This window comes from Teichococcus vastitatis (assembly GCF_003604215.1).
Lineage (GTDB): Bacteria > Pseudomonadota > Alphaproteobacteria > Acetobacterales > Acetobacteraceae > Pseudoroseomonas > Pseudoroseomonas vastitatis.
The window spans coordinates 345,432-365,024 of the sequence record NZ_QXGS01000003.1 but is presented as its reverse complement, the minus strand read 5'-3'; the positions used below and the strand labels follow the sequence as shown (position 1 = coordinate 365,024).

The window sequence follows — 19,593 nt, the reverse complement described above, 5'->3', positions numbered from 1 at the left end:
ATCCTGGTGGCCACGTCGTTTTTCCCTCCATAAAGGCCTAGATAAGGGAGCCGGGTTCATCGGGGTGCGGCGCCGCATTGGCGCTGCCCGCGGTTCCTGCTAACGGAAGCGGCCCCCGCGGGGGAAATGGGAAGCACATGTTTGATTTCGCCTGGTCTGAATTGGCGCTCATCGCCGTGGTGGCGATCGTGGTGATCGGGCCGAAGGATCTGCCTGACGCCATCCGAAAGATGGCGAAAGGAATCCAGAAGCTCCGGCGCATGGCGGCCGACTTCCAGACGCACGCCGATGAGCTTGTTCGGGAAGCCAAGCTCGAAGACGTGCGGGACCAGATCCGCGATATCCGGAATTTCGACCTGAAGAGCACCATCGAGCGCAACCTCGATTCGGACGGCGAGATCCGCCGCACCTTCAACGACAACCCGCTGCGCGACGACTGGAAGCCGGATTCGCCGTCCGGCACGTCCACCGCCACGCCGCCCAGTTCCGGTGCCGCAGCAGGCGGAACACCCGCCGGCTCCGCGGTCGGCAACGATTCCGCGGCAGAAGCGGCGCCGGCCTTTGTGCCGCCCGACCTCGACGCGCCGGCCGGCGCGGAGCCGGCCAGAACCGCGGCACCAGCCGAAGCCGTATCGCCCGAGCCCGCGACGGGCAAGCCAGCAACCCCGAACGCCTGAGCACCTGATCCGTGGCCCCACCGCAGGAAGACATCATCGACGACAAGCCGATGCCGCTGATCGAGCATCTGCTCGAACTGCGCACGCGGCTGCTCTGGTCCATCGGGGCGTTCATCATCGCCTTCGGCGTCTGCTACTACTTCTCGTCGCAGATCTACGGTTTCCTGGCGCGTCCGCTCGCCGATGTTCTGCAAGAGCAATCGGGCGGCGAGCGCAGGATGATCTTCACCGCGCTGTATGAAGCCTTCTTCACCTACCTGAAGGTGGCGTTCTTCGGCGCGACCTTTCTGAGCTTCCCGATGTGGGCCACGCAGCTCTGGCTGTTCATCGCGCCCGGCCTGTACCGCAGCGAGAAGCGGGCGATCCTGCCCTTCATCCTGGCGTCCCCGGTGCTGTTCCTGCTCGGCGCCGCCCTGGCGTACTACTTCATCTTCCCGATGGCCTGGAAGTTCTTCATTTCCTTCGAGACCCCGCCGGGTGGGGGCGTTCTGCCGGTGCAGCTGGAGGCCAAGGTCAGCGAGTACCTGAGCCTCGTGATGCACATGATCCTGGCCTTCGGCGCGGCCTTCCAGCTGCCCGTCGCGCTGACCCTGATGGCGAAGGTCGGCATCGTGACCGCGGACGGCCTGAGGCGGAGCCGGCGCTATGCCATCGTCGGCATGTTCGTCGTCGCTGCCATTGCCACGCCGCCGGACGTCATCAGCCAGGCCGGCCTGGCCATTCCGCTGATCGCCCTTTACGAGCTGTCGATCCTGGCAGCCGGCTGGGTCGCGCCCAAGCGCACCGACGATACCGAGAGCTGAGCCTTCGATGCACGATATCCGCACCCTCCGGGCCGATCCGGCCGCGTTCGACGCCGCCATGGCACGCCGGGGGTTGCCGCCCGTGGCGGACGACGTTCTTGCCCATGACGCGGCCCGGCGCGCAGCGCAAACAACGGCCCAGGAGATCCAGTCCCGGCGGAACCAGCTTTCCAAGGAGATCGGCCAGGCAAAGCGGCAGGGCGGCGACAGCACGGCGCTGGAAGCCGAAGCTGTCGCTTTGCGCGGCCGGCTGGAGGCGCTGGAGGCGGAAGCCACGACCGCGGAGCAGGCGCAGACAAGCCTTCTCGAAGCGCTGCCCAACCTCCTTGATGCCGCCGTTCCGGAAGGAATGGATGAGAGCAACAACGTCGTGCTGCACCAGCAGGGGGAGCCCGCGCGGTTCGAGTTCACCCCGAAGCAGCATTTCGAACTGGGTGAAGCCTGGGGCCTGATGGATTTCGCCGCGGCGGCGAAGCTGGCCGGGGCCCGCTTCACGGTTCTGCGCGGCGCGCTCGCCCGGCTCGAACGGGCGCTGGGACAATACATGCTGTCCCTGCACGTAGATGAGCATGGCTACAGCGAGACCTCCGTCCCGCTTCTGGTGAACACCCCCGCCGTCTACGGCACTGGGCAACTGCCGAAATTCGCCGAAGACCTGTTCCGTACCACCGACGGGCGCTGGCTGATCCCCACCGCCGAGGTGCCGCTCACGAACCTGGTCGCCGGCGATATCCTGCCCGAGGACGCGCTGCCCCTGCGCTTTGCGGCTCTGTCCGCCTGCTTCCGTTCGGAAGCCGGCAGCGCGGGCCGCGATACCCGGGGCATGCTGCGGCAGCACCAGTTCGGCAAGGTCGAGATGGTGGCGATCACCGCTCCCGATCAGTCCGAGGACGAGCATGAGCGCATGACACGCTGCGCCGAGCGGGTGCTGACCGGGCTCGGCCTCACCTGGCGCCGGATCATGCTGTGTGCCGGCGACACCGGCTTCTCCGCCTCCAAGACCTACGATCTGGAGGTTTGGCTGCCGGGGCAGGCGGCCTGGCGGGAGATTTCCTCCTGTTCCAATTGCCGGGACTTCCAGGCCCGCCGCATGGGTGCCCGCTTCCGTCCGAACGATGTTAAGGGCACGGCCTACCTCCATACGCTCAATGGTTCCGGCGTGGCTGTCGGGCGGGCGCTGATCGCGGTTCTCGAGACGCATCAGCAGGCCGATGGCAGCGTGATCATCCCCGAGGTGCTGGCACCGTGGATGGGCGGCATCGCCCGTATCGGCTGAAGCCACAGCACAGGTTGCGCAAACTGGCTTCTGGCCATATTTTCGGTTTCGACGGGGCGTAGCGCAGCCTGGTAGCGCATCTGCTTTGGGAGCAGAGGGCCGGAGGTTCGAATCCTCTCGCCCCGATACCTGTTTCGGGCGGCCTCGCCGCCCAGGATAAGGCTGAGACATCATGAGCCGCGACCGCGCCATTGCCCGCATCCACAGCCCGCCGCGCTCCGCCATGCAATCTGGAAAAGCCAAGAGTGGCGGCTGGGTATTGTCATTTGCCCCCGCCGAGGCACGCCGCCTGGATCCGCTGACCGGCTGGTCAGGCTCCGGCGATACCCGGTCCCAGCTTCGCCTGAGCTTCGCCACCCGTGAGGCCGCGGAAGCCTATGCCAAGGCCAACGGTCTCCGGTACGACGTGGAAGTCGCGCCGGGGCAGGCGGAGATCAAGCCGAAATCCTATGCGGAGAATTTCCGCTACGGCCGCGCCGAGAACTGGACCCACTAGCGCCAGGCCGGCCCTGCGTCCTTAGCTCAACTGGACAGAGCAACCGGCTTCTACCCGGTTGGTTGGGGGTTCGAGTCCCTCAGGGCGCGCCATTTCCCAAGGCTTCAAACTTCCTCCGGAACCAGGGCGGGTTCGCGGGGCCGGCTGCTGACCTCACGGACTGAGTCCGCCAGGTGAAGTTCGGCGATCACGGGAAGGTGGTCCGATGCCGCCCGGGCCGAGCCGTCCCGCCAGTTCTGGCCCAGCAGGCCGGCCGGCCGGCAGAAGATCTCATCCAGCCGCAGGACCGGAAAGCGCGCCGGAAAGGTGCGATGGCGGGTGCGCGCCGGCAGCAGCGGAGAGAGGCTGCGCCACACCGGTCCCCTCCAGGTCCAGTCATTGAAGTCACCCATCACGATCAGTGGGCCTGGCATGGACCGCACCAGCTTCGCCAGCCGCGATGCCTGAGTCCGGCGTTCATGTCGCTTCAGCCCCAGATGGGCCGCGATGACGCTCAACATGCCGCTGGGCGTCCGCACCCGGGCGCTGATGGCGGTGCGAGGCTCGCGTCCATCGACCGAAAGGTCGTGCAGGGCCTCGTCCTCCATCGGCCACCGGCTCAGCAGCATGTGCCCGTAGGCGCCGTCGGCGCTGCGAATGGTTTCGGCATCCACCGTGTGGCCGAAATGCTCCTTCAAGACTACGAAGGGTGATTCTTGCACACCCCTGTTGCGCGCCTCCACCTCCTGCACGGCCAGGATGTCCGGGCGGTGACGGCGGATCAGAGCAATGACCCGCTGGATATCGGAACGTCCATCGGGACCGATGGCCGAATGGATGTTCCAGGTCATCGCACGAATGATCATGCCACTTCCTCCTGTGCCGGGGCGGGATGGCCGCTCCGGCGCCGCATCCAGGCCACGAGGCTCTGCAGCCCGTAGGACAGTGCGCCCCAGGCGATCAGCACCAGCGCGAAGCCCAGGATGTCCGACCAGGACGGGTCCGTCATGATGCGCAGCAACCGGTCACCCAAGGCGGTCATGAGCAGCAGCCCGGGTGCCAGTCCGAGGGCGGTCCCGACGGTGTAATCCAGCAGCGGAATCCTGACCGCGCCCGCCACCAGGTTGACCAGCGTGAAGGGCGCCACCGGCATCAGGCGCACCATGGTCACGGCCATGATCCCGTTCCGGGCTATGCCGCGGCTGATCCGGTTGATCCGTGGGCCTATGATCTTGCGCAACAGGCCGGGTCCCACCTTGCGGCCCACCAGATAGGTCAGCACCGCACTGACCATCGCGCCGACTGCCGCATAAGCGAGGCCTGGCCAGAGGCCGAATGCGGCTGCCGTGGCCACGATCAGCACGTTGACAGGGAACGCCAGGAGGCCGAGCAGCATGAACAGGCCCAAGGCCAGGGCCGGCCCCCAGGCGCCATTGGCCCGCTGCATGGAGTGGCTGAAGGTTTCCGGGTTCAGGAAGCCCGACAGGGGGGTGTACTGCCAGGCGAGACCGAGCAGCACGATCGGCACAGCCACGAAGGCGATCCGGGTCCAGAGCGGCATACCGTGCGGGGTTCCATCTTCTGAGGTGAAATCGGCCAGCAACATGGTTGTGCCGAGTGAGCGCGCCGGATCGGCCACGGCTTCGATCTGCGGAATCGCCTCGCCCTCCGCGAGGTGCCCGTCCTGGATCGGCAGCAGCCGCCGGCGGCCGCGGTTCAGGCTGTCGAGCGCCTGGAACAAGGAACCATCGCTGGTTGCCGCGGCAACCATGGCGGGATCGGCGCCGAGGTGCTCGGCCAGCAAACCGTCGCGGAGCGCTCGGATGCCCCGCCGCGTCTCGGGGTTCTCCGCCTCGATGACAAGGTCGCACTCGCTGTCGGTGCCCATGGAACGGCGGCAGATATTGGCCGACCCAACGCGCAGCATTCGGTCGTCGACGATCATCACCTTGGCATGGATCATCACATCCGCCCGCGATTCCGAGCGGGCGCCGACGCGCGGGAACAACAGCCGCACGCGCTCGGCCACGCCTTCGCGACGCAGGGTTTCCATGAAGCGGATACGTCCTGCCAGCATGCTGCGGTGCTCAAGCCAAGTATGATGGGTGCGGGGAGCGAGGATCACCACCTCCAGCTCGGGCCTAGCCTGAAGCCGCAGCGCCAGTCGCCGGGCCAGGCCAAGATGCGTCAGGAACTGGTTCTCGATGTAGATGCTGTGTTCCGCGTGGTCGATCATGTCCTCGAATAGGCGTTCGACCTCATGCACCTCGGGCTCGCCCTCGAAGCTGCCATAGGTGCGTGCGATCCCGACGCGGACGTCCCGGAGGTCCGCGGCTACGCCATCCGGCCAAGGGTCTTCCTGCTGCTCGCCCGCGCCCAGTTCCTCCGCCGGGGGCAGATCCTCGCAGGCCCCGCGCTTCCAGCGTTCGCGGACCAGATCATCCAGCGCCCGGGCCGCGGCGCCATCGACCAGCATCTGCACGTCATGAAAGGGTGCATAGCTCTCGTCACCCGGATCGATCCGGTGCGGATGCACGGGCCGATGCTCCCGCGTGTCCCAGCGGCGGATGGTCAGGTCGAGCCCGCCGGCAAAGGCGACGGCGCCGTCGATCACCGCGATCTTCTGGTGATGCGACGCTCCGAACGACACTTGGTCATCAAGGCAGAGCTCGATCTGTTCCGGCGTGTTCCACTGCAAGCGGAGGGCAGGAAGAAGTTCCCGTTCAAGGGCATAGAGGACGGAGTAGTCCCATAGCAGCAGCTTGATGCGCAGCTCGGGCCGGCGATGAACCAACTCGCACAAAAACGGCCCGAGTTCACGTGGAAGGTCATCCTCAACCTCGCCGGAAGGTCCGACCAGAGGCGCCCGGCTGTCGATGTCCCATCCAACAATCACAATGGCATGGCGTGCCTTCTTGAGCGCTTCCCGAAGCGCCCCGTAGTAGGACGCCGCATCAACCAGCATGGCGACGCGGTGCGCATGCTCCAGGCGCCAGATGTTGAAGCCGGGACGGAGCACCGGCGCTGTCGTGGGGGCGGCAATCGGATCAGGATGGGACAAGGGCGAAGTCGGAGCTTGCGTGATGAGGGCGACCATAACGCTGCTGCAACGCGGCAAACATTATTTGGTGTCATCGGCAAATCGACCGCGTGCCAGGGTGCCGGAACCGTGAAGGCCACGCTGCAGCCGGCGGGCGCCCCGGTGGAGAGATAGTGCGGGTCCGGTCCGGCGATGCCGCCGCGTCGGCGGCAACTTGACGCGGGCCGTCCTGCGCGGGATCACCCAGCCCTGCCCAGGCGCGAAAGGTTCAGCGATGCAGCGCGTTTTCTCCGGTATCCAGCCCTCCGGCATCCCCACGCTCGGCAATTACCTGGGCGCGATCCGGAACTGGGTGCCCATGATGCGGGACCATGAATGCATCTACTGCGTGGTTGACCTGCACGCGATCACCCAGCCCTTCGATCCGAAGGCGCTGGCCAGCCAGACGCGGGAAATGGCCGCTGCCCTGATGGCCTGTGGCGTCACCCCGGACCGGTGCGTGCTGTTCGTGCAAAGCCATGTGCATGCCCATGCGAGGCTGGCCTGGATCTTCAACTGCGTGGCCCGCCTCGGCTGGCTCAACCGGATGACGCAGTTCAAGGACAAGGCGGGCAAGGATCGCGAGAATGCCGGCGCCGGGCTGTATGTTTATCCGAACCTGATGGCGGCCGACATCCTGGCCTACCATGCCACCCGGGTGCCGGTGGGCGAGGACCAGAAGCAACACCTCGAGCTCGCCAATGACATCGCCCAGAAGTTCAACCACGATTTCGGCGAGACGTTCTTTCCGCCGATCGAGCCGATCATCCAGGGGGTCGCGGCACGGGTGATGTCGCTGCGCGACGGCACCAGGAAGATGTCCAAATCCGATCCGTCGGACCAGTCCCGCATCAACCTGACCGATGATGCGGACACCATCGCCCTCAAGATCCGCCGCGCCAAGACCGATGCGGAGCCGCTGCCGGCGGAGCTGGCTGCGCTGGAAGGCCGGCCGGAAGCGCGCAACCTGGTGGGCATCCTCGCCGCGATCACCGGCCAGGAGCCGCAGCAGGTCCTGCGCGCCCATGAAGGGCAGGGGTTCGGTACCTTCAAGGGCGTGCTGACCGATGCGCTGGTGGCGCATCTGGGCCCGATCCAGGCCGAGATGCAGCGACTGCTGGATGACCCGGCGGCCGTGGATGCCGGCCTCCGCCGCGGCGCCGAGAAGGCCGCGGCAATCGCCGAGCCCATCGTGGCCCGGGCCGAGGCCCTGGTCGGGTTTCTGCCGCGCGGCTGAGGCTCAGCCCGGCAACAGCAAGGTCGCGGCGGCCTGGGCGGCGATGCCTTCGCCGCGGCCGGTGAAGCCCAGGCGCTCCGTGGTGGTTGCCTTGACGGAGACGCGTTCCACGGCGATGCCCAGCAGCCCGGCCAGGCGCTGCCGCATTCGGTCGGCATGCGGCGCGATCTTCGGGCGCTCGCAGATCAGCGTCACGTCGACATGGGTGAGGATGCCGCCCCGCGCCGCCACCCGCTCCACGGCGTGGCGGAGAAAGGCGGTGCTGTCGGCATCTTTCCAGCGATCCTCGCTGGGCGGGAAATGGCGGCCGATATCGCCCTCCGCGAGGGCGCCGTAGATCGCATCGCACAAGGCATGCAGGCCGACATCGGCATCGGAATGGCCGTCCAGCCCCAGCGCGTGCGGGATCTCGATGCCGCAGAGGATGAGGGGGCGCCCTTCCACCAGACGGTGAACGTCGAAACCGGTTCCCATCGCGGGCAGGAAGCGGGGCACCAGGGCGGCCTCGGCACGGGCCAGATCCTCGGGATAGGTCACTTTCAGGTTGCTCTCCGATCCAGGCACCAGGGTCACCGGCAGGTTTGCGGCTTCCAGCAGCGCCGCGTCATCGGTGGCTTCATCGCGTGCCATCCGGTGGGCGTCCAGCAGCGCGCGGAAGTGGAAGGCTTGGGGCGTTTGTGCCCGGAACAGGCCGTCTCGCGGCTGGGTCCGCAGGATGCGGCCCTGCCGGCCAAGCTTCAGGGTGTCGCTGACCGGTTGCGCGGGAATGGCGCCGGGGGTGTCTTGCAGCGCCTGGAGCAGGTTGCCGATCGTGTTGTCGGGAATGAAGGGACGGGCCGCATCATGCACCAGGATGATGTCCGGCGGCTGGCTTGCCAGGGCTTCCAGACCGGCCCGCACGCTCTGCTGCCGCGTCGCGCCCCCCAGCACCGCCGGCAGCAGGGGAAGGCCAACAAGCGCCCCGGCAACGGCCTTCGCTTCCTCGTCCGAGGCCACCACCGGCAGCAGGGCATCGACCGAGCCGCCACGCAGCAAGGCCTCCGCCGCATGTCGCAGGACCGGTCGCCCCAGCAGGGGCAGGAATTGTTTGGGTCGGCCGGCACCGAAGCGGGTACCCTGGCCGGCCGCCATAAGAAGGGCGATGACGCGCATGGGGCGGCAAGGTAACGGCGGGCGAGGTGTTCGCCCAGCCATCTCCGCACCCGCGCTTCCCTGTGCACGCGAAGGAGCCAACCAATTGTTGCGCATGGACGCAGGGCGGCGCTGCGGCTAACTTGCCCAAATCATGAGCATCCTTCCGACCCGTCCGACGGCCTCAGAGCCGCGCCTGCGACCGATCATGGTTGGGCCGATCCGGATCGAGGCGCCGGTGATCCTGGCGCCAATGTCCGGGGTGACGGATCTGCCCTTCCGGCGGATCTGCCGCGAGTTGCAGGCGCCAATGGTGGTGAGCGAGATGATCGCCAGCCAGGCCATGGTGCGGGAGAACCGGCAGACTCTGAAGATGGCGGAGGTGGATGGCTTCGGCGGGCCGGCCAGCGTTCAGCTCGCGGGCTGCGATCCGGCCGTGATGGCCGAGGCGGCCCGACTCGCCGTGGATCACGGCGCGGCCATCGTGGACATCAATTTCGGCTGCCCCGTGAAGAAGGTGGCGGTGGGCCAGCAGGCCGGCAGCGCGCTGATGCGCGACGAGATCGGCGCCGCGCGCATCCTGGAGGCCGTGGTCAAGGCGGTCCCGGTGCCGGTGACCCTGAAAATGCGCATGGGCTGGGATCACGCCAGCCTCAACGCGCCCAATCTGGCGCGCATCGCCGAGGCAAGCGGCATTCGCATGGTGACGGTGCATGGCCGCACGCGGCAGATGTTCTACACCGGCACGGCCGACTGGGCCTTTGTTGCGCAGGTCAAGCAGGCCGTCGGCATCCCGGTGATCGTGAACGGCGACATCCTGACCCCCGAGCACGCCGAAGAGGCGCTGCGGCAGTCCGGCGCTGATGGCGTGATGATCGGCCGGGGCTGCTACGGCCGACCCTGGCTGCTGGCGCGCACGGCGGCCTACCTGACCGGTCAGGACATGCTTCCGGAACCCGATCTGGCGGCGCAATACGCGATCCTGCTGCGCCATTACCATGCCATGCTGGACCACCACGGCGCCCATCCCGGCATCCGCCTCGCGCGGAAGCACCTGGCTTGGTATTCCAGGGGCCTGCCGGGATCGGCGGAGTTCCGCGTGCAGGTGAACCGTGCCGACAGCGTCGCAGCGGTGGAGGCCTTGCTGGAGGGCTTCTACCGGCCGCTGATCGAGAACGGCGTGGAAGCCGTCCGCGATGCCTTCCGGGACGCTGAGCCGGACTCCCTGGCCGCATGACCGCCCCTGCGCTGGGGCGGCGTTTCAGCGGCAGCGGCGCCTCGGCCGTGCCCGACTCCCTGGCCTTGCTGGCTGCCTTGCCGGTGCCGGTGGTGGTGCTGGATGCGGAGGACCGGTTCCTGTTCGCCAATCCGGCGGCGGAACAGTTCTTCCAGCTTTCGGCCAGTTCGCTGCGCCAGCTGGGGCTGGCGGAGCTGATCCCCCCCGACAGCCGCCTGCTGTCGCTGGTCAGCCAGGTTCGCCTGCAGGACGCGCCTGTTTCGGACCATGGCCTGACGGTGGAAAGCCCTCGCCTGCGACGCACCGATGTCGCCGCCCATGGCGCGCCGCTGCCGGAGATGCAGGGCGCCGTGGTGCTCAGCCTGCAGGACGGCAGCAAGGCTCAGAGGCTGGAGCGGCAGCTGGATTTCAGGGGTGCCGCGCGCGGTGCGTCCGCCATGGCGGCCATGCTGGCGCACGAGGTGAAGAACCCGCTTTCGGGCATCCGCGGCGCGGCGCAGCTGTTGGAGCAGTCCGCCAGCGAGGATGATCGTGAATTATGCACGCTCATCCAGGATGAGGCGGATCGCATCCGCGCCCTGGTGGAGCGCATGGAGATGTTCTCCGAACGACCGGTGGAGCGGGCGCCGGTCAACATCCATGAGGTGCTGGACCATGTGCGCCGCATCGCCGGACGCGGCTTCGCCAGTCATCTGCGCATCGTCGAGGATTACGATCCTTCGCTGCCCCAGGTCTTCGGCAACCGGGATTTCCTGGTGCAGGTCCTGCTGAATCTGGTGAAGAACGCCGCGGAAGCCGTTGATCCTCAAGGCGGCGAAATCCACTTGTCGACGGCCTATCATCACGGCGTCCGGATTGCCGTCCCGGGCTCACCCGAACGGGTGCACCTGCCGCTGCGCGTCAGCGTGCGCGACAATGGTCCCGGCATTCCGGCCGAGGTGGAATCCACCATCTGGGAGCCCTTCATCAGCACCAAACGGGGCGGGCAGGGCCTCGGCCTTGCCCTGGTGGCCAAGCTCGTCGCTGATATGGGCGCTCTGATCGAGTGTGACAGCCAGCCCGGCCGGACCGTGTTCCGCATCTCCCTCCCGATGATCCCCTCCGGCGTCGTGCCGGCCCTCAAGACGCGAGACGAATGAACGAATCCCGCACCATCCTGGTGGCCGACGACGATCGGGCCATTCGAACCGTTCTGTCACAGGCGCTGGGCCGGGCAGGATACACGGTTCGCGCCACCTCCTCCGCCGCCACCCTCTGGCGCTGGGTGGAGGAGGGGGCGGGCGATCTGGTGATCACCGACGTGATCATGCCGGATGAGAACGGCCTGGATCTGGTGCCGCGCATCAAGCGGATCCGCCCCGACCTGCGCGTGGTGGTGATGTCGGCGCAATCGACCTTTGTCACGGCGGTCAAGGCGGCCCAGCGCGGCGCCTTCGAGTATCTTCCGAAGCCCTTCGACCTGAAGGAACTGCTGGCCGTGGTGGCGCGGGCCCTGACCGCACCTGCCGCGGCCATGCCGCAGACGGATGAGGATGCCGAGGGCGAGCGCCTGCCGCTGATCGGCCGGTCCCCGGCGATGCAGGAGATCTACCGCACCGTCGCCCGCCTGACGACGACCGACCTGACGGTGATGATCACCGGCGAAAGCGGAACGGGCAAGGAGCTGATCTCGCGCGCGCTGCACGATTACGGGCGTCGCCGCACCGGTCCGTTCGTGGCGATCAACATGGCGGCGATCCCGCGCGAACTAATCGAGAGCGAGCTGTTCGGCCATGAACGCGGCGCCTTCACCGGTGCCTTGGCCCGCGGCGTCGGCCGGTTCGAGCAGGCGGCGGGGGGCACGCTGTTCCTGGATGAGATCGGCGACATGCCGCCGGAAGCACAGACCCGGCTGCTGCGGGTGCTGCAAGAGGGCGAGTTCACCACGGTGGGCGGCCGGAATCCAGTCAAGGCGAATGTGCGCATCGTCGCCGCCACGCATCGCGACCTGCGGCAGGCCATCCGCCAGGGCATGTTCCGGGAGGACCTGTTCTACCGGCTGAACGTCGTTCCCATCCGCCTGCCACCGCTGCGCGAGCGGATCGAGGACATTCCCCTGCTGGCACGCCACTTCCTGGACCGGGCCAAGGCATCCGGCCTGCCGGGTAAGCAGTTGGACCAGAGTGCCATCGACCGGCTGCGGCAGCATGCCTGGCCGGGCAATGCGCGCGAGCTGGAGAATCTGATGCGGCGCCTCGCCGCGCTGTATCCGCAGGAGGTGATCAGCGGCGATGCGGTGCATGCCGAACTGATGGAGGCGGAGCCGCTGAACGATCCGGAGAGTCGCTCGCCGGAAACGCTGGAACAGGCGGTGGAGCGTCACCTGACCAGTTTCGTGGCCGCGCAGAAGGACGGGTTGCCGGTACGCGACCTGTATGAGAGGGTTCTGGCGGAGGTGGAGCGCCCGCTGTTGCGCCTGGCCCTGGCCGCCACCCGCGGCAACCAGATCAAGGCCGCGGCCATGCTCGGCCTGAACCGCAACACCCTGCGCAAGAAGATCCGTGAACTGGATCTTCCCGTGGTGCGCGGGCTGTCGTGAGCCCCTCGCCGCACACGGCGAGGGGCGGCATGCCCCTGGGGCGGCGCATCCTGGATCTTCTGCTCGGCCGCGGCGTGACGCTGGCGCTCGCGGTCGGTGCCCTGCTGCTGGGCATCGGCACCTTCATGCTGCTGTCCGGCGGCAGCCCCTTCGGTCCCACCCGTCCCGGGCAGGTGGTGGCGATGGTGCTGATCAACGCGCTGTTCCTGCTGCTTCTGCTGGTGTCGCTGATCGCCCGGCTGGTGCGGGTCTGGGCTGAGCGGCGAAGCGGTTCGGCCGGCTCCCGCCTGCACGTGCGGCTGGTGATGTTGTTCAGCGTGGTGGCGGTGGTGCCGGCGCTGCTGGTGGCCGTGTTCGCCGCCGTGTTCTTCAACCTCGGCATCCAGGCCTGGTTCAGCGACCGGGTGCGCAGCACGCTGGAGGCCAGCCTGGTGGCATCCCGCGCCTACCTGGATGAGCACCGCAACACGATCCGCGGGGACGCGCTGGCCATGGCGGCGGACCTGAACCGCGCCGGGCGTCTGCTGGATGCCAACCAGTACGGCTTCGCGCAGATTCTGGCGACCCATACGGCCTTGCGCGGACTGACCGAGTCGGTGGTGTTCGAGCCGACGCTGAACCGTGTCATCTCGCATGCCGGACTCACCACCAGCGCGGTGGTCGATCCGCCGCCCGCCTGGGCCATGGAACTGGCGCGCAGCGGCGAGGTAGCCGTACTACCCGGCGAGTCCGAGGAGGGCAGGGTGCGGGCCCTAGTGGAGCTGGACATCGGCCAGGGACTCATGCTGCTGATCGGTCGTCCGGTGGATCCCGGCGTCATCGAGCACATGCAAAGGACCGAGCGCGCCTTCCAGCAATACAACGAGCTGGATCGGAACCGTGGCGGGCTGCAGATCACCTTTGCCATGATCTTCGCCATTGCCGCGCTGCTGGTGCTGATGGCGGCGGTTCTGGTGGGGCTCGTGATGGCCAACCAGATCGCGCGGCCGCTGGCGCGCCTGATCGTCGCGGCGGATCGCGTCCGCAGCGGCGACCTGTCGGTGCGCGTGGCCGAGGGCGAGGCCGATGACGAGGTCGGCAGCCTGTCGCGGGCCTTCAACCGCATGACCAACCAGCTGGCCGCCCAGCGCAGCGAACTGATGGAAGCCTACCGCCAGATCGACGAGCGGCGGCGCTTCACCGAGACGGTTCTGTCGGGTGTCTCGGCAGGCGTGATCGGGCTGAACGCCGAAGGACAGATCAACCTGCCGAATCGCTCGGCCAGCGAATTGCTGGGACTCGACCTCGATGCGGAACTGGGCCGCCGGCTCTCCGAGGTGGTGCCGGAGTTTTCCGACCTGCTTGACTCCGCCCTGGCGGCGCCGGAACGGGCGCGCACGGCGGAGATCCGCATCGGCCCGAGCAGCGGCCGCCGCACCCTGCTCGCGCAGATCGGCGCCGAGATGCAGCGGGGACACGTCACCGGCTACGTTGTCACCTTCGACGATATCACCGAGTTGCTGTCTGCCCAGCGCAAGGCCGCCTGGGCCGATGTGGCGCGCCGGATCGCCCACGAGATCAAGAATCCCCTCACACCCATCCAGCTCTCGGCCGAGCGGCTGAAGCGCCGCTACCTGAAGGAGATCCAATCGGATCCCGATACCTTCCGCGCCTGCACCGACACCATCGTCCGCCAGGTCGAGGATATCGGCCGAATGGTGGATGAGTTCTCCGCCTTCGCCCGGATGCCACAGCCGGTGATCCGTCCGGAACCACTCGGCCAGCTGGTGCGCGAGGCATTGGTGCTGCAGCAGAACGCCCATTCGGACATTGTCTATGAAACCCGCATTCCGGACCAAGCGCCCCGCATCCCGTGCGACCGCAGGCTCATCGGTCAGGCTTTGACCAACCTGTTGACCAACGCGGCCGATGCCGTCGCCATGCGGCGCCAGGCGGCCGGCGAGGGCGCGGATCGCGGCCATGTGCTGCTCACCGTCGAACCGTCGGAGGACAGCGTGGCCCTGGCCGTGGAGGATAACGGCATCGGCCTGCCGTCCGGCGAGGAGCGTGATCGTCTGACAGAGCCCTATGTGACTCATAAGCCGAAAGGAACCGGCCTTGGTCTTGCCATCGTCAAGAAGATCATGGAGGACCATGGCGGGAAGCTGGTGCTGACCGAGCGGCGGCTTCCCGATGGCACGGCGGCGCCTGGCACGCGCGCCGCGCTGATCCTGCCTCGCCGTCCGGTAGAGGTCGAAGCCACGGAACAAGCCACGGAGATGCAGCGTCATGGCGCATGAGATCCTGATCGTCGATGACGAGCCGGACATTCGCGCGCTGATGGAAGGCATCCTGTCGGACGAGGGCTACGACACGCGTGCGGCTCAGAACTCGGACACCGCCCTGGCGGCATTCCGCGCACGTCGGCCGAGCCTGGTGATCCTGGACATCTGGCTGCAGAATTCGCGGCTGGACGGCCTTGGCATCCTGGAGGCGATGCAGCGAGAGGAGCCGCAGGTGCCAGTCGTGATGATCTCCGGCCACGGCACGATCGAAACGGCCGTGCAGGCGATCCAGCAGGGCGCCTACGACTTCATCGAGAAGCCGTTCAAGTCGGACCGCTTGCTGTTGATCGCCGAGCGCGCGCTGGAAGCGGCGCGGCTGAAGCGCGAGAACAGCGAGCTGAAGCTGCGCGCGGGTGCGGAAACCGAGCTGATCGGCCATTCCTCGCAGATCAGCCAGCTTCGCTCCTCGATCGAGCGCGTCGCTCCCACCGGCAGCCGCGTGCTGATTTCAGGTCCCGCCGGAGTGGGCAAGGAAGTCGCAGCCCGCATGATCCATGCGCGGTCGCGGCGCAGCCACGAGCCCTTCGTGGCGCTGAATTGCGCCACCCTGAATCCGGCCCGATTCGAAGAAGAATTGTTCGGCGTCGAATCCAGTTCCGATCAGCAGGCTCCGCCGCGCCGCTCCGGCGTGCTGGAGCGGGCGCATGGTGGCACCCTGCTGCTCGACGAGGTGGCGGACATGCCGCTGGAGACGCAGGGCAAGATCGTTCGCGCGCTGCAGGAACAGGGATTCGAGCGTGTTGGCGGCGCCACCCGCGTCAAGGTCGATGTCCGCGTGATCGCCACCACCAACCGTGATCTCTCGGCCGAGATCGCCGCCGGGCGCTTCCGTGAAGATCTCTACTACCGGTTGGCCGTGGTGCCGCTCCGTGTGCCTTCACTGCGCGAGCGGCGGGAAGACGTGCCGGTGCTGGCCAGGCATTTCATGGCGCGCTCCGCCGGCACCTCGGGCGTTCCGGCCCGCGAGCTGTCGGAAGACGTGCTGGCCGCAATGCAGGCCTATGACTGGCCCGGCAATGTGCGGCAGCTCCGTAATCTGGTGGACTGGCTGCTGATCATGGCGCCGGGCGGCCCGGGTGAGGCGATCCGGCCGGAAATGCTGCCGCCCGAGGTTGGATCGGCCGCGCCTGCCGCGCTGAAGCTCGATCGTTCCTCCGAGATCATGACCTTGCCGCTGCGCGAGGCGCGGGAGTTGTTTGAGCGGCAATACCTGGAGGCGCAGCTGCTGCGCTTCGGCGGCAACATCAGCCGAACCGCGAATTTCGTCGGCATGGAGCGGAGCGCCTTGCACCGGAAGCTGAAGTTCCTCGGCGTGCAGGCGGAGGACCGTGCCTCGCTGGCATGACCCATTCCGCCTCGCAGTCGCCGCGCCATGCTTCCGGCGCGCCCGTCGTGCCCTCTTCCATCCGACGCAGAAAGATCAGGCCATGTCCCGCATCGCTTACGTGAATGGACGCTACCTGCCGCAGCGGGACGCCAGCGTGAACATCGAGGATCGCGGCTATCAGTTCGGCGACGGCATCTACGAGGTTGTCCATCTGTACAAGGGCCGCTTCATCGATGAGCAGCGGCACCTGGACCGGCTGGAACGTTCCCTGCGCGAGATCCGGCTGCCGATGCCGCTGGCCCGCAACGCCTTGCGGCAGGTCCTGCAGGAGGTGGCGCAGCGCAACCGCGTTGCCGAAGGGCTGCTGTACATGCAGGTGACCCGCGGCGTCTCCCGTCGCGATCATGCCTTTCCGGCCCATCCCGTGCCACCGGCCCTGGTGGTCACGATCCGCCGGATCAAGCCTTACCCCGCGAGCATCGAGAACTGGGGCGGCGATGCCATCACCATGCCCGACCTTCGCTGGGCACGGCGTGACATCAAGAGCACCAACCTGTTGCCCAACGTGCTGGCCCGGCAGGCGGCGCGGGAACAGGGCGCCATCGAGGCCGTCCTGTACGAGGAGAGCACCGGCATGATCACCGAAGGCGCGGCCACCAGCTTCTGGATCGTTGACGCCGAGGGCAGGGTGCGCACCCGCGATCTTTCCCGTGACATCCTGCCCGGGTGCACGCGGGACGCCTTGCTGGCAGAATTGCGGGAAGCCGGCATGGATGTCCTGGAACAGCCATTCAGCCGGAATGATCTGCTCTATGCGCGGGAAGCCTTCCTGACGTCCGCTACCTCATTCGTGAAGCCGATCCTGCACATCGACGGCCAAGCCATCGGGGATGGGCAGCCAGGACCCGTGACCCGGCAACTGTTTGAGCTGTTTGCACGTCACGTGCAGGGCAGTCTGGCGAACGCGGCATGAGCTGCGACAGCCTACAGCCACCCCGTGCCTTGCTCTGGGACTGGGACAACACGCTGGTGGATGCCTGGGCCGGCGTCCAGGCCGGCATGAACGCCGCGCTCCGCGCCTTCGACCTGCCGGAATGGACGGTCGAGGAAGTACGAGGCCGGGCCAGGCTGTCATTGCGGGAAGCATTCCCGGCGCTGTTCGGCGAGCGATGGCACCATGCCCGCGACTTGTTCTACGCGGAGGTGCGGGCGCGGCACCTGGATGTACTGATGCCGCTGGACGGCACCATGGAAGCCCTGGCTGCCGCGGTGCCCTGGCCGCTGGGTGTGGTGTCCAACAAGCAGGGTCCGATCCTGCGGGCGGAAGTCGAGCATCTCGGCTGGACCGGCCGCTTCGCCGCACTGATCGGTGCCGGGGATGCCGAGGCCGACAAGCCGGCGGCCGCGCCGGTTCTGCTGGCGCTGCAGCGGATGGGCATGGCGGCGGGACCGGATGTCTGGTTCATCGGCGACACCGGCGTCGATCTGCAGGCGGCCCGTGCCGCCGGCTGCCGGGCCGTGCTGATCGGCGATGCGGCGCATGACGGAGGCGTGGCGGCGCTGCAGCCGGACGTGGTCTTCGTGGATGGTCATGACCTTGCAAAGTGCTTGCGCGGCCTTGCCAAGACACCCCCGCATGCATGATCTTGCCGGCGAACCGGTGGGCACCCCCGTCCACCGGGGCGAAGCCATGTGCCCCATCCTGCGTCAACATGCCGGAGGGTCTCGCCGGCTCGCCAAGAACAAGAAGGACCGAGCCCATGGCCGCCGAGAAGTCCCAGAATGTTCAGGACGTGTTCCTGAACCATGTCCGCAAAAGCAAGACGCCGGTGACCATCTTTCTGGTCAATGGGGTGAAGCTGCAGGGCATCATCACCTGGTTCGACAATTTCTCCGTTCTTCTGCGGCGTGATGGGCACACCCAGCTTGTCTACAAGCATGCCATCAGCACGGTCATGCCCGGCGCGCCGATCATGCTGTTCGATGCCGCCGCGGCGGGGCAGGCTGCTCCCGCGGCTCCGGGCGCCAGCGTCTCCGTGACACGCGAAGGAACGATGACAATGCAGCGCGAGGTCAATCCTGTCGGCTCCTCCGAGTAATTCCGGCAACGAGACGGCCGGCAAGCCACAGCTTGCCGCCGTTCTGCTGCCTTTCGATCGCCCCCTCCGCTCCGGCACCTCCGGCGAAGGAGTGCTGCCCTTTCCGGATGGACGCTCCGCCACCCGCGCCGCAGAGGCACGCCTGGCGGAGGCGGTCGGGCTCACGGCCTCGATCGGCCTGACCATCGTCCATACCGCGGTCTTCCCGTTGCGCAATCGCAGGCCTTCCACCCTGCTGGGCGAAGGCCAGGTGGAGATGGCCGCGGCCGCGATCGAGGAACATGGCATCGGCGTGGTGGTGGTGGACGCCGCCCTGTCCCCTGTGCAGCAGCGCAACCTCGAGCGGGCCTGGCACTGCAAGGTGATCGATCGCACGGGCCTGATCCTGGAGATCTTCGGCGAGCGTGCGCGGACCCGGGAAGGTGCGCTGCAGGTGGAACTGGCGCATCTCGACTACCAACGTACGCGGCTGGTACGGTCCTGGACCCACCTTGAACGGCAGCGCGGCGGCTTCGGCTTCCTGGGCGGCCCGGGCGAAAGCCAGATTGAGATCGACCGCCGCCTGATCGGTGAACGAATCGTCAAGTTGAAGCGCGAGCTGGAGCAGGTCCGCCGGACCCGCGGCTTGCACCGCTCCGCACGGTCGCGGGTGCCGTTCCCGGTGGTGGCGCTGGTCGGCTACACCAATGCCGGCAAATCGACCCTGTTCAATGCTTTGACGGGAGCAGGCGTGTATGCGCAGGACCAGCTCTTCGCGACGCTGGACCCGACCATGCGGGCCATCCGGCTGCCCAGCGGCCGCACCGTGATCCTATCGGACACGGTGGGCTTCATCAGCGACCTGCCGACGCAGCTGATCGAGGCCTTCCGTGCGACGCTCGAGGAAGTCGCAGCGGCCGACATCATCCTGCATGTCCGCGACGTGGCTCATCCCGACACCGCATCCCAGCGAAGCGATGTCATCGCCGTGCTGAACGAGATGACGACGGGCCTTGATCCGGCACTGGACGAGCACTGGCAGGAGCGCACCATCGAGGTGCTGAATAAGGCGGACCTGCTGGGTGGCGCCGAGGCGGTGGCCGGGACCGATGATGCATTCTCCATTGTCGCGTCGGCGCTGACCGGAGAAGGGCTCGACACCCTGCGCCAGGCTTTGGACACCCGGCTGGCCGCCGGCATGGAAACGGTGGAATACGCCTTGTCGATCGAGGACGGCGCCGGCCTCGCCTGGCTTTACCAGCATGGCGAAGTGCTGGACCGCGCCGACAAGGAAGGCCGCATGCTGGTGACGGTGCGCCTGGCCCCCGCTGACCGTGCGCGTTTCGAGCAACGTTGAGAAGGTCTGGCCCC

17 protein-coding genes and 2 tRNA genes are annotated in these 19,593 nt (G+C 67.4%); 16 read left to right on the top strand and 3 right to left on the bottom strand.

Annotated features, from left to right (window positions below):
- Positions 1–137 precede the first annotated feature (137 nt).
- The 6 genes from tatB (at position 138) to D2K64_RS07750 (ending at position 3,344) form a co-directional block, all read left to right on the top strand.
- The gene (gene tatB, locus D2K64_RS25045; protein ID WP_202910573.1) at positions 138–677 is read left to right on the top strand and encodes a Sec-independent protein translocase protein TatB; all 540 of its coding nucleotides are present in this window, start codon (positions 138–140) and stop codon (positions 675–677) included.
- Positions 678–727: 50 nt separating this feature from the next.
- On the top strand, positions 728–1,480 hold the full coding sequence (tatC, locus tag D2K64_RS07770) for a twin-arginine translocase subunit TatC (protein ID WP_120007682.1): 753 nt from the start codon (positions 728–730) through the stop codon (positions 1,478–1,480).
- Positions 1,481–1,487: 7 nt separating this feature from the next.
- On the top strand, positions 1,488–2,756 hold the full coding sequence (gene serS, locus D2K64_RS07765) for a serine--tRNA ligase (RefSeq protein WP_120007630.1): 1,269 nt from the start codon (positions 1,488–1,490) through the stop codon (positions 2,754–2,756).
- A 52-nt stretch (positions 2,757–2,808) separates the two neighbouring features.
- Positions 2,809–2,882: transfer RNA gene (locus D2K64_RS07760), tRNA-Pro, on the top strand.
- Between the two features lie 46 nt (positions 2,883–2,928).
- Entirely contained in the window at positions 2,929–3,252 is a 324-nt protein-coding gene (locus D2K64_RS07755) for an ETC complex I subunit (protein ID WP_120007629.1), read from the top strand.
- A 15-nt stretch (positions 3,253–3,267) separates the two neighbouring features.
- Positions 3,268–3,344 (top strand) — tRNA-Arg (locus D2K64_RS07750).
- Between the two features lie 12 nt (positions 3,345–3,356).
- Here the strand turns inward: D2K64_RS07750 and D2K64_RS07745 are convergent.
- Positions 3,357–4,097 (bottom strand): endonuclease/exonuclease/phosphatase family protein, encoded by a 741-nt coding sequence (locus D2K64_RS07745; protein ID WP_120007628.1) that lies wholly within the window; start codon positions 4,095–4,097, stop codon positions 3,357–3,359.
- Positions 4,094–6,250: a VTT domain-containing protein gene (locus D2K64_RS07740; RefSeq protein ID WP_238384071.1), complete on the bottom strand. Its 2,157-nt coding sequence runs from the start codon at positions 6,248–6,250 to the stop codon at positions 4,094–4,096. The genes D2K64_RS07745 and D2K64_RS07740 overlap by 4 nt, the downstream gene beginning before the upstream one ends.
- A gap of 295 nt (positions 6,251–6,545) precedes the next feature.
- Between D2K64_RS07740 and trpS the strand changes: the two genes are divergently transcribed.
- Positions 6,546–7,547, top strand: coding sequence for a tryptophan--tRNA ligase (trpS, locus tag D2K64_RS07735; RefSeq protein ID WP_120007626.1), 1,002 nt, complete (start codon positions 6,546–6,548; stop codon positions 7,545–7,547).
- A 3-nt stretch (positions 7,548–7,550) separates the two neighbouring features.
- On the opposite strand, the gene D2K64_RS07730 is transcribed toward trpS, so the two are convergent.
- Complete coding sequence (locus D2K64_RS07730) at positions 7,551–8,699, bottom strand: bifunctional 2-C-methyl-D-erythritol 4-phosphate cytidylyltransferase/2-C-methyl-D-erythritol 2,4-cyclodiphosphate synthase (protein WP_120007625.1); 1,149 nt, start codon at positions 8,697–8,699, stop codon at positions 7,551–7,553.
- A gap of 187 nt (positions 8,700–8,886) precedes the next feature.
- Between D2K64_RS07730 and dusB the strand changes: the two genes are divergently transcribed.
- The 9 genes from dusB to hflX all read left to right on the top strand — a co-directional run bounded on the left by dusB (position 8,887) and on the right by hflX (position 19,579).
- A complete protein-coding gene (gene dusB / locus D2K64_RS07725) occupies positions 8,887–9,915 on the top strand; it encodes a tRNA dihydrouridine synthase DusB (protein ID WP_370764544.1) in 1,029 nt (342 codons plus the stop codon).
- Positions 9,912–11,054: a two-component system sensor histidine kinase NtrB gene (locus D2K64_RS07720; protein ID WP_120007623.1), complete on the top strand. Its 1,143-nt coding sequence runs from the start codon at positions 9,912–9,914 to the stop codon at positions 11,052–11,054. The genes dusB and D2K64_RS07720 overlap by 4 nt, the downstream gene beginning before the upstream one ends.
- The gene (gene ntrC, locus D2K64_RS07715) at positions 11,051–12,493 is read left to right on the top strand and encodes a nitrogen regulation protein NR(I) (protein WP_120007622.1); all 1,443 of its coding nucleotides are present in this window, start codon (positions 11,051–11,053) and stop codon (positions 12,491–12,493) included. The genes D2K64_RS07720 and ntrC overlap by 4 nt, the downstream gene beginning before the upstream one ends.
- Positions 12,494–12,522: 29 nt before the next feature.
- Positions 12,523–14,772, top strand: a complete 2,250-nt coding sequence (locus D2K64_RS07710; protein WP_120007621.1) for a sensor histidine kinase NtrY-like — start codon at positions 12,523–12,525, stop codon at positions 14,770–14,772.
- Complete coding sequence (gene ntrX / locus D2K64_RS07705) at positions 14,762–16,162, top strand: nitrogen assimilation response regulator NtrX (RefSeq protein WP_120007620.1); 1,401 nt, start codon at positions 14,762–14,764, stop codon at positions 16,160–16,162. The genes D2K64_RS07710 and ntrX overlap by 11 nt, the downstream gene beginning before the upstream one ends.
- A gap of 82 nt (positions 16,163–16,244) precedes the next feature.
- Complete coding sequence (locus D2K64_RS07700; RefSeq protein WP_120007619.1) at positions 16,245–17,117, top strand: D-amino-acid transaminase; 873 nt, start codon at positions 16,245–16,247, stop codon at positions 17,115–17,117.
- Positions 17,114–17,788, top strand: a complete 675-nt coding sequence (locus tag D2K64_RS07695) for an HAD family hydrolase (protein ID WP_120007618.1) — start codon at positions 17,114–17,116, stop codon at positions 17,786–17,788. The genes D2K64_RS07700 and D2K64_RS07695 overlap by 4 nt, the downstream gene beginning before the upstream one ends.
- 116 nt (positions 17,789–17,904) lie before the next feature.
- Positions 17,905–18,243 carry an RNA chaperone Hfq gene (gene hfq, locus D2K64_RS07690; RefSeq protein WP_120007617.1) on the top strand — a complete coding sequence of 113 codons (339 nt, stop codon included), beginning with the start codon at positions 17,905–17,907 and terminating at the stop codon, positions 18,241–18,243.
- Positions 18,224–19,579 carry a GTPase HflX gene (hflX, locus tag D2K64_RS07685; RefSeq protein WP_456316370.1) on the top strand — a complete coding sequence of 452 codons (1,356 nt, stop codon included), beginning with the start codon at positions 18,224–18,226 and terminating at the stop codon, positions 19,577–19,579. Before hfq ends, hflX begins: the two co-directional genes overlap by 20 nt.
- The last annotated feature ends 14 nt before the right edge of the window (positions 19,580–19,593 follow it).